Annotated in this window: 5 protein-coding genes and 1 pseudogene; 1 reads left to right on the top strand and 5 read right to left on the bottom strand. The window is 71.9% G+C overall.

Annotated features, from left to right (window positions below; genetic code table 11):
- Positions 1 to 124 (top strand): annotated as a pseudogene (locus ACFWIS_RS03940) (tRNA 2-thiouridine(34) synthase MnmA); the annotation flags it as partial.
- A gap of 50 nt (positions 125 to 174) precedes the next feature.
- Here the strand turns inward: ACFWIS_RS03940 and serA are convergent.
- The 5 genes from serA to ACFWIS_RS03915 form a co-directional block, all read right to left on the bottom strand.
- On the bottom strand, positions 175 to 1,761 hold the full coding sequence (gene serA / locus ACFWIS_RS03935; protein WP_380460558.1) for a phosphoglycerate dehydrogenase: 1,587 nt from the start codon (positions 1,759 to 1,761) through the stop codon (positions 175 to 177).
- A 234-nt stretch (positions 1,762 to 1,995) separates the two neighbouring features.
- Positions 1,996 to 2,994 carry a ketol-acid reductoisomerase gene (gene ilvC / locus ACFWIS_RS03930; RefSeq protein ID WP_380460523.1) on the bottom strand — a complete coding sequence of 333 codons (999 nt, stop codon included), beginning with the start codon at positions 2,992 to 2,994 and terminating at the stop codon, positions 1,996 to 1,998.
- 117 nt (positions 2,995 to 3,111) lie between these two features.
- The gene (ilvN, locus tag ACFWIS_RS03925; RefSeq protein WP_030286969.1) at positions 3,112 to 3,636 is read right to left on the bottom strand and encodes an acetolactate synthase small subunit; all 525 of its coding nucleotides are present in this window, start codon (positions 3,634 to 3,636) and stop codon (positions 3,112 to 3,114) included.
- A 35-nt stretch (positions 3,637 to 3,671) separates the two neighbouring features.
- Positions 3,672 to 5,519 carry an acetolactate synthase large subunit gene (locus ACFWIS_RS03920; protein WP_380460524.1) on the bottom strand — a complete coding sequence of 616 codons (1,848 nt, stop codon included), beginning with the start codon at positions 5,517 to 5,519 and terminating at the stop codon, positions 3,672 to 3,674.
- Between the two features lie 329 nt (positions 5,520 to 5,848).
- Positions 5,849 to 8,785: a putative bifunctional diguanylate cyclase/phosphodiesterase gene (locus ACFWIS_RS03915; protein ID WP_380460560.1), complete on the bottom strand. Its 2,937-nt coding sequence runs from the start codon at positions 8,783 to 8,785 to the stop codon at positions 5,849 to 5,851.
- Between the last annotated feature and the right edge of the window lie 202 nt (positions 8,786 to 8,987).

The raw sequence follows: 8,987 nt of genomic DNA, 5'->3' as shown, positions 1-8,987 counted from the left end.
CGACGACCGCCAGCTCGCCCACGCGCTGTTCCCGCTGGGTGACACGGTGACGACGAAGGACGAGATCCGCGCGGAGGCGGAGCTCCGGGGCCTGGCCGTCGCCAAGAAGCCCGATTCGCACGACCGCCGTCGGAACGGCGGTCCGGGCCCTGGTCAGCGCCGGGGCGGGGTGGCTCAGCCCAGGTCGACCGAGCGCGCGAAGCGGGCGCCGATCTCGGCGGCGATCACGGTCAGCACGTCCTGCGGGATCTCGCTGTCCACGGTGATGGAGGCGAGGGCGCCGCCGCCGTCCCGGGCGACCTGCATGCCCGCGATGTTGATGCCGGCGTCGCCGAGGTGGCGGCCGAGCACGCCGACCACGCCGGGGCGGTCCTCGTACTTGAAGAAGGCCATGTGGTCGGTGAGCGCCACGTCGACGTCGAAGGTGTCCACGCCGACGATCTTCTGGGTCTGCTTCGGGCCAGCCAGGGTGCCGGAGATGGCGATCTCCTCGCCGTTCGCCAGCGTGCCGCGCACGGTGATCACGTTGCGGTGCTCGGCGCTCTCGCTGGAGGTGGTCAGCCGGACCTCGACACCGCGCTCCTGGGCGAACAGCGGGGCGTTGACGTAGGACACCGTCTCCGCCACCACGTCCTCGAACACGCCCTTCAGCGCGGACAGTTCGAGCACCTTCACATCGTGCTGGGTGATCTCGCCACGGACCTCGACGTCCAGCCGGACGGCCACCTCGCCGGCCAGCGCGGTGAAGATCCGGCCGAGCTTCTCGGCCAGCGGAAGGCCCGGGCGCACGTCCTCGGCGATCACGCCGCCCTGGACGTTGACGGCGTCCGGCACCAGCTCGCCGGCCAGCGCCAGGCGCACCGACTTGGCGACCGCGATGCCGGCCTTCTCCTGCGCCTCGTCGGTGGAGGCGCCCAGGTGCGGGGTGGCGACCACGTTGTCGAAGGCGAACAGCGGGGAGTCGGTGCACGGCTCCTTCGCGTACACGTCCAGGCCCGCGCCGGCCACCCGGCCCTCGCGCAGGGCGCTGGCGAGTGCCTCCTCGTCCACGATGCCGCCGCGGGCGGCGTTGACGATGCGCACGCTCGGCTTGACCTTGTGCAGCGCCTCGTCGCCGATCAGGCCGATGGTCTCGGGGGTCTTGGGGAGGTGGACGGTGATGAAGTCCGAGACCTCCAGCAGCTCCTCCAGCGAGACCAGCTTGACGCCCATCTGCGCGGCGCGGGCGGCCTGGATGTAGGGGTCGTACGCGACGATCTTCATCCCGAACGCGGACATCCGCTGGGCGACCAGGACGCCGATCCGGCCGAGGCCGACCACGCCGAGGGTCTTCTCGCTGAGCTCGACGCCGGTGTACTTGTTGCGCTTCCACTCGCCCTGCTTGAGCGCCGAGTTGGCGGGGGCGATGTTGCGGGCGACGGAGATCAGCAGGCCGCAGGCGAGTTCGGCGGCGGTGACGATGTTGGAGGTCGGCGCGTTGACGACCATCACGCCGGCCTTGGTGGCGGCGGCCACGTCAACGTTGTCCAGGCCCACGCCGGCCCGGGCGACCACCTTGAGCCGGCGGGCGGCGGCCAGCGCCTCGGCGTCGACCTTGGTGGCGGAGCGGATCAGGATCGCGTCCACGTCGGCGATCGCGGTGAGCAGCTCGGTGCGGTCGGCGCCGTTGCAGTGGCGGATCTCGAAGTCGGGGCCGAGGGCGTCGACGGTGGCGGGCGAGAGCTCTTCGGCGATCAGTACGACGGCGCTTTGGGAGGTCACAGTGCTCACGACAGTGTTGTCCTTAACTGTCCGGTTCCCCCGGGCACGTAGGTGGCGTGGAGGGCGGGGGAAGGTGGCATGGCCGCGTAGGTAGACGCACGACGCTGTGGGCCTGACGCGCACTCGGGAGTGTATCGGCGGGCAGAGTACGGGGCTGCTCCCGTCCGGCGAAATCACCCGGACGAGAGCAGCCTACTTGTACAAGGGAGTTACGAGAGAGAGGGGCGAAGAGCCTCAGGCCTTCTCGTTGACCCAGCTCATCAGCGAGCGCAGCTTCTTGCCGGTGGTCTCCAGCAGGTGGTCCTCGTCGGCCTTCTTGTACTCGTTGTACTTGGGCAGGCCCGCCTTGTACTCGGCGATCCAGGTGTTGGCGAAGGTGCCGTCCTGGATCTCGGCCAGGACCTTCTTCATCTCGGCCTTGGTGTCGGCGGTGATGATGCGCGGACCGGTGACGTAGTCGCCCCACTCGGCGGTCTCGGAGACCGACCAGCGCATCTTCTCCAGGCCGCCCTCGTACATCAGGTCGACGATCAGCTTCAGCTCGTGCAGGCACTCGAAGTAGGCGATCTCCGGCTGGTAGCCGGCCTCGACCAGGGTCTCGAACCCGGCCTTCACCAGGGCGGCGGTGCCACCGCAGAGGACGGCCTGCTCGCCGAACAGGTCGGTCTCGGTCTCCTCGGTGAAGGTGGTCTTGATGACGCCGGCCTTGGTGGCGCCCAGGCCCTTGGCGTACGACAGCGCCAGGGCGAAGGCGCCGCCCGAGGCGTCCTGCTCGACCGCGACGATCGCGGGGACGCCGCGGCCCTCCTCGTACTGGCGGCGGACCAGGTGGCCCGGGCCCTTCGGGGCGACCATGCAGACGTCGACGTCCGCCGGGGGCTTGATGAAGCCGAAGCGGATGTTCAGGCCGTGGCCGAAGAACAGGGCGTCGCCGGCCTTCAGGTGCGGGGCGATGTCCGCCTCGTAGACGTCGGCCTGGATCGGGTCCGGCACCAGGATCATGATGACGTCGGCCTCGGCCGCGGCCTCGGCGGGGGTGACCACGCGCAGGCCGGCCTCCTCGGCCTTGGCACGGGACTTGGACTCCGGCTTCAGGCCGACCCGGACGTCGGCGCCGGAGTCGCGCAGGGACAGCGCGTGGGCGTGGCCCTGGCTGCCGTAGCCGATGACCGCGACCTTGCGGCCCTGGATGATGGACAGGTCGGCGTCGTCTTCGTAGAACAGCTCGGCCACGGGGGCACATCTCCTTGCGTGATGGGTGCCGGGGTTCCCAGCCTAGGTCGGCCCGGCGGGGTACGGATCGTTGCTTCAGAAGGTGAGACGGTTACGCGCTGCGGTTACGCGCTGCGGTTACGCGCTGCGGTCGAGGGCGCGCAGCGAGCGGTCCGTGATGGAGCGCGCGCCGCGGCCGATGGCGACCAGGCCGGACTGGACCAACTCCTTGATGCCGTAAGGCTCCAGCATCCGGAGCATGGCCTCCAGCTTGTCCGAGCTGCCGGTGGCCTCGATGGTCACCGCTTCCGGCGACACGTCGACGGTCTTGGCACGGAACAGCTGGACGATCTCGACGATCTGCGACCGGGTCTCGTTGTCGGCGCGGACCTTCACCAGGACCAGTTCCCGCTGGATCGCAGCGGACTGGTCGAGTTCGACGATCTTTATCACGTTCACGAGCTTGTTGAGCTGCTTGGTGACCTGTTCCAGCGGGAGGTCCTCGACGTTGACCACGATCGTCATCCGGGACACGTCCGGGTGCTCGGTCGGGCCGACGGCGAGGGAGTCGATGTTGAAGCCCCGACGGGAGAACAGCGCGGCGATGCGGGCGAGCACGCCGGGCTTGTTCTCGACCAGGACGGAGAGGGTGTGCTTGGACATGTGGTTCCTCAGTCGTTCTGGAGGGTTCGGGGCGGTCAGTCGAGATCTTCGCCGAAGTCGGGCCGGACGCCCTTGGCGAACTGGATCTCGTCGTTGCTGGTGCCGGCCGCGACCATGGGCCACACCATCGCGTCCTGGTGGACGATGAAGTCGATGACCACCGGGCGGTCGTTGATCGCCATCGCCTGCTCGATGACCGCGTCCAGGTCCTCGGGGCGCTCGCAGCGCAGACCGACGCAGCCCATCGCCTCGGACAGCTTGACGAAGTCGGGGATCCGGGTGCCCTGGGCCGGCGGGGCGATGCCGTCGTGGTCCGGGCCGGAGTGCAGCACGGTGTTGGAGTAGCGCTGGTTGTAGAACAGCGTCTGCCACTGCCGGACCATGCCCAGCGAGCCGTTGTTGATGACCGCGACCTTGATCGGGATGTCGTTCAGGGCGCAGGTGACCAGCTCCTGGTTGGTCATCTGGAAGCAGCCGTCGCCGTCGATGGCCCAGACCACCGACTCCGGGCGGCCCGCCTTGGCGCCCATCGCCGCCGGGACGGCGTAGCCCATGGTGCCGGCGCCACCGGAGTTGAGCCAGGTGCCGGGCTTCTCGAAGCGGATGAACTGCGAGCTCCACATCTGGTGCTGGCCGACGCCCGCCGCGTAGATCGCCTCCGGGCCGACGATCCGGCCGATCCGCTCGATGACCTGCTGCGGGGAGAGCTGGCCGTTCGGGGCCGGCTCGAAGCCCAGCGGGTAGGTCTTCTTCCACTCGTCGAGCTTCTCCCACCACTCCGTGTAGTCGCCCTTGTGGCCGGCGTCGAACTCGGCCTGGACGGCGACGATCAGGTCGGCCAGCACCTCGCGGGCGTCGCCGACGATCGGCACGTCCGCCGGGCGGTTCTTGCCGATCTCGGCCGGGTCGATGTCCGCGTGCACGATCTTGGCGTACGGGGCGAAGCCGTCCAGCTTGCCGGTGACCCGGTCGTCGAAGCGGGCGCCGAGGGTGAACAGCAGGTCCGACTTCTGCAGCGCGGTGACGGCCGGGACGGAGCCGTGCATCCCGGGCATGCCCAGGTGCTGGGGGTGGCTGTCCGGGAAGGCGCCGAGCGCCATCAGGGTGGTGACGACCGGGGCGCCGGTCAGCTCGGCGAGGATCCGCAGCTCGGCGGTGGCCTGCGCCTTGAGCACGCCGCCGCCGACGTAGAGCACCGGGCGCTTGCTGCCGACCAGCATCTTCGCGGCTTCGCGGATCTGCTTGGCGTGCGGCTTGGTGACCGGGCGGTAGCCGGGCAGCGCGGTCTCGACCGGCCACCGGAAGGTGGTGGTGGCCTGCAGGGCGTCCTTGGCGATGTCGACCAGCACGGGGCCGGGCCGGCCGGTGGCGGCGATGTGGAAGGCCTCGGCGATCACCCGGGGGATCTCGGCCGGGTCGGTGACCAGGTAGTTGTGCTTGGTGATCGGCATCGTGATGCCGCAGATGTCCGCCTCCTGGAAGGCGTCGGTGCCGATCGCCTTGGAGGAGACCTGGCCGGTGATGGCGACGACCGGCACGGAGTCCATGTAGGCGTCGGCGATCGGGGTGACCAGGTTGGTGGCGCCGGGACCGGAGGTGGCCATGCAGACCCCGACCTTCCCGGTGGCCTGGGCGTAGCCGGTGGCGGCGTGGCCGGCGCCCTGCTCGTGCCGGACGAGGATGTGGCGCACCTTGACCGAGTCCATCAGCGGGTCGTACGCGGGAAGGATGGCCCCGCCCGGGATGCCGAAGACGGTGTCCGCGCCCACGGCCTCGAGCGAGCGGATGAGCGACTGGGCTCCGGTCATGGTCTCGGCGACGTGCTGGGGAGCATGGGCGGCCGGGTTGTCCCCGCGGCGGGGGGATGCGGCGTGCTCGGTCATCTGCCTGTCTCTTCTCGGGTTTTGCCGGTCCGGTACTGCGGGCCCCGGTGGTGCGAGGGTGGGGTCCCGGTCCGGGCCGATCGCCGGCTCTGCCTCAATCGTCCCGCTCGATCCGACAAGTCGGACTCTTCGGGCCGGTCGGGGCCAGGGGTCTTGCGGAGGGAACAGCGTCAGTGCAACAAAAAACCCCTCGTGCCCAAGGGCATGCGAGGGGTGGCGCGTCGGTCTGTCACGAGCGGGGCGTGTGAGCCCACTCAGCCGACGCGCCCGCCAAGTACGAGAATTCGGGTGCGCATGGCAACGACCATCCTCCCGTCCGGGGTGGCGTGTCAAGCAGGTGGGATGACCGTCTCGCCATGCGGACCGGCTCCCGGACCGGCCACGGCCCGGTGTTCGGGCAGGTCGGAGGCCCCGTGGTGATGTACGACACGTCCCCCCGGGGAGTCCGGCCGGCCACTCGTACGGGGGTCCGCGGCCAGGTAGCCACGGCGGGCGGAGAGCGAGCCGAGCGGCTTGGGCAGCGGGTAGCCGCGGCGGCCCAGTGCCCGGCGCAGCCGGGTCTCGTCCAGCGGCGGGGCGAAGGCCGAGCCCTGGGCCAGCCGGCAGCCCAGCTCCTGCAGCGCGGCGACCTGCCGGGGCAGGTCCACCCCCTCGGCGGCGGTGGCCATCCCGAGGTCCCGGCCGAGCCGCAGGACGTGCCCGGCCAGGGTGCGGCTGAGTCCCGACTCGCCCAGGTCCTGGACCAGCGTGCGGTCCAGCTTCAGCCCGTCCAGCGGCAGCCGGGCGAGCGCCCCGAGCGAGCCGCCACCCGCGCCGTAGCCGGCCAGCCAGGTGGAGACGCCGAGTCTGCGCAGCGCGGCCAGTCGGCGGCCGAGTTCGTCGGCGAGCCGGTCCGGGCCCATCCGGGCCACCTCGATCACCAACCCGTCGGCCGGCAGTCCGCTGTCGCGCAGCGCCGCGGCCACCGTCTCGTACAGGCCGGGCGAGCAGAGCCGCTCGACGGAGAGCCGGACGGCCACCGGGACGGACGCCGGCGCGCCACGACCGCGGGCGGACGGGTCTCGCCGGCCGGCCGCGGCGGTGACCGCCTCGTGGATCAGCCAACGGGAGAACCGGGCGCCGGCGTCACCGTGCTCGGCCGAGCGCAGGAACTCGGCCGGGGTGAGCAGCAGGCCGCCCGCCGAGCGCCAGCGCGCCTGCGCCTCGACGGCGGTGATCGCGCCGCTGGCGAGGTCCACCACGGGTTGGTGGAGCAGGGCGAACCCGCCCTCCCGGACGGCCACCCGCAGCCGTTCCTCCAGTTCGCTGCGGCGCTCCAGGTCGGCCCGCATCGCGGGGGTGTAGAGCACCACCCGGCCCTTGCCCTCGGACTTGGCCCGGTACATCGCCAGGTCGGCGTTGCGCATCAGCTCGTCGGCGGCGGCCCTGGGGTCGGCGGCCGGGCCGCGTTCCGGGGTGCCGAAGGCGATGCCGATGCTGGCGGCGACGCCGAGTTCCACGCCGCCGATCCAGTACGGCTCGGACAGCGCGACCCGCAGCCGCTCGGCCAGTTCCTGGACCTGCAGCTTGCCGAGCGGGCCGCAGACCAGCGCGGCGAACTCGTCGCCGCCGAACCGGGCGACGGTGTCCCCGCAGCGGACGGCGCCCTGCAGCCGGCGGGCGGCCTGCACCAGCAGTTCGTCGCCGACCTGGTGGCCGGCGGTGTCGTTGACCGCCTTGAAGCCGTCCAGGTCCAGGAAGAGCACCGCGATGCCGGCGCCGGTGCCGCCCTGCTGGCCGCGGGTGCCGAGGGCGCCGCGCAGCCGCTGGGTGAACAGTGCCCGGTTGGGCAGGTCGGTGAGCGGGTCGTGGAACGCGTTGTGCTGCAACTGGGCCTGGAGCATGACGCGTTCGGTGACGTCCCGGCTGTTCAGCAGCAGCCCGTCGCGGTGCCGGCTGACGGTCGACTCGACGTGCAGCCACTCGCCGACGCCGGAGCTGATCCGGCACTCCACCCGGGCCGAGGACTCGACGGTGCCCGGGGTGCGGTGCGCGGCGAGCCGCACCCGCGCCAGGTAGCGGCGGACCTCGGAGAGCACCCGGCCCACGTCCTCGGGGTGGACGAGGTCGAGCAGGTTGCCGCCGACCAGTTCCTCCGGGTCCCGCCCGTAGACGCCGAGCGCCGCCGGGGAGACGTACGAGAGCACGCCGTTGGCCCCGGCGATCATGATGACGTCGCTGGAGCCCTGCACCAGGGAGCGGAAGTGCGCCTCCTTGTGGGCGAGCTCCTGGGCCAGCGACAGGTTGTCGAGCAGCATGACGCCCTGCCTGAGGATCAGCGCCAGCCCGACGGTGCACGCGGCCGCGGCCACCACACGGTCCAACTGCCGTCCGCCGAGGGCGTTGTAGAGGATGCCCGCGGTGCACACCGCGGCGGCCGCGTACGGCGTGAGCGCGCTGAAGGTGGTGGCCACCCGGCGGCGCGGCAGGCCGCCTGCCGAGGGGTGCTCGCGCAGCGGTCGGCGCCAGCGCGAGGACCACGGCGCCCACGCCAGCAGCAGGCTGCCGGCGAACCAGCCGGCGTCCAGCAGTTCGCCGGAGTGGTAGCTGCTGTGCAGCTCCGGGGAGGTGAACAGGGCGTCGCAGGTCACGGTGACGGCGAGCGCGAGCATCGCGGTGTGCACCGCCGCCCGGTTGCCGTCCCGGCCGCCGAAGCGCAGTCCGACCACCAGGCTGACCAGCAGGATGTCCAGCACCGGGTAGGCCAGGTTGAGCGCCAGGTCCAGCGGGGAGCCGCTCTCGCCGGCCGCGATCCGGCCCAGCGCCAGGCTCCAGCCGAGGGTGAACAGCGAGCCGGCGATCAGCCAGCCGTCCAGCAGCAGGCACAGCCAGCCGGCCGCCGAACGCGGGTGCTGGGCGAGCACCAGCACGCCGGTGATGGCGAGCGGGGGGAAGAGCAGGAAGGCGTACTGGGCGAGCGAGCCCTGCGGCACCGTGGCGGTGCGCACGACCACCTCGTACCAGCCCCAGGTGCCGTTGCCGAGGGAGACCATGAACGAGGAGAGGCCGAACAGCAGCCAGGCCGGGCGGGCCTGTCCGCCGACCGTGCAGCCGTACACCAGGCAGGACAGCGCGGCCGCCAGGGCCGCCGCGGCGAGCCCGAAGTCGCCCATGAACTGGGCGAGTTGGTGTGATCCCCAGCCGGTGGAGGCGCCCAGGGCATAGGCCAGGCAGAGCCCGCCGAGAGCGAGGCCGGGCAGCGTGCGGCCCGTCCTGAGCCGGCCCAGCGGGCCGCGCCCGGCGGGTGCGGGCGGGTCGGCGACGGACGCGTCGACGGGCGGCGCGCCCGGTCGTCCGGCTCCGGGCAGCACCGTATCGGTGGAGCTCACTCGGCCTCTCCCCCTCCGACCCGGGGCCTGGCGCCCCGACCACGGACCACCGGCCGCGTACCTCTCGGCCGTACGCGGCGGCCTGGCGCCCCGTCAGGAC

This window comes from Kitasatospora sp. NPDC127060 (assembly GCF_042724935.1).
Classification (GTDB): domain Bacteria; phylum Actinomycetota; class Actinomycetes; order Streptomycetales; family Streptomycetaceae; genus Kitasatospora.
Note: the sequence above shows the minus strand (reverse complement) of the source record. Positions and strands in the feature narration are given on the sequence as shown.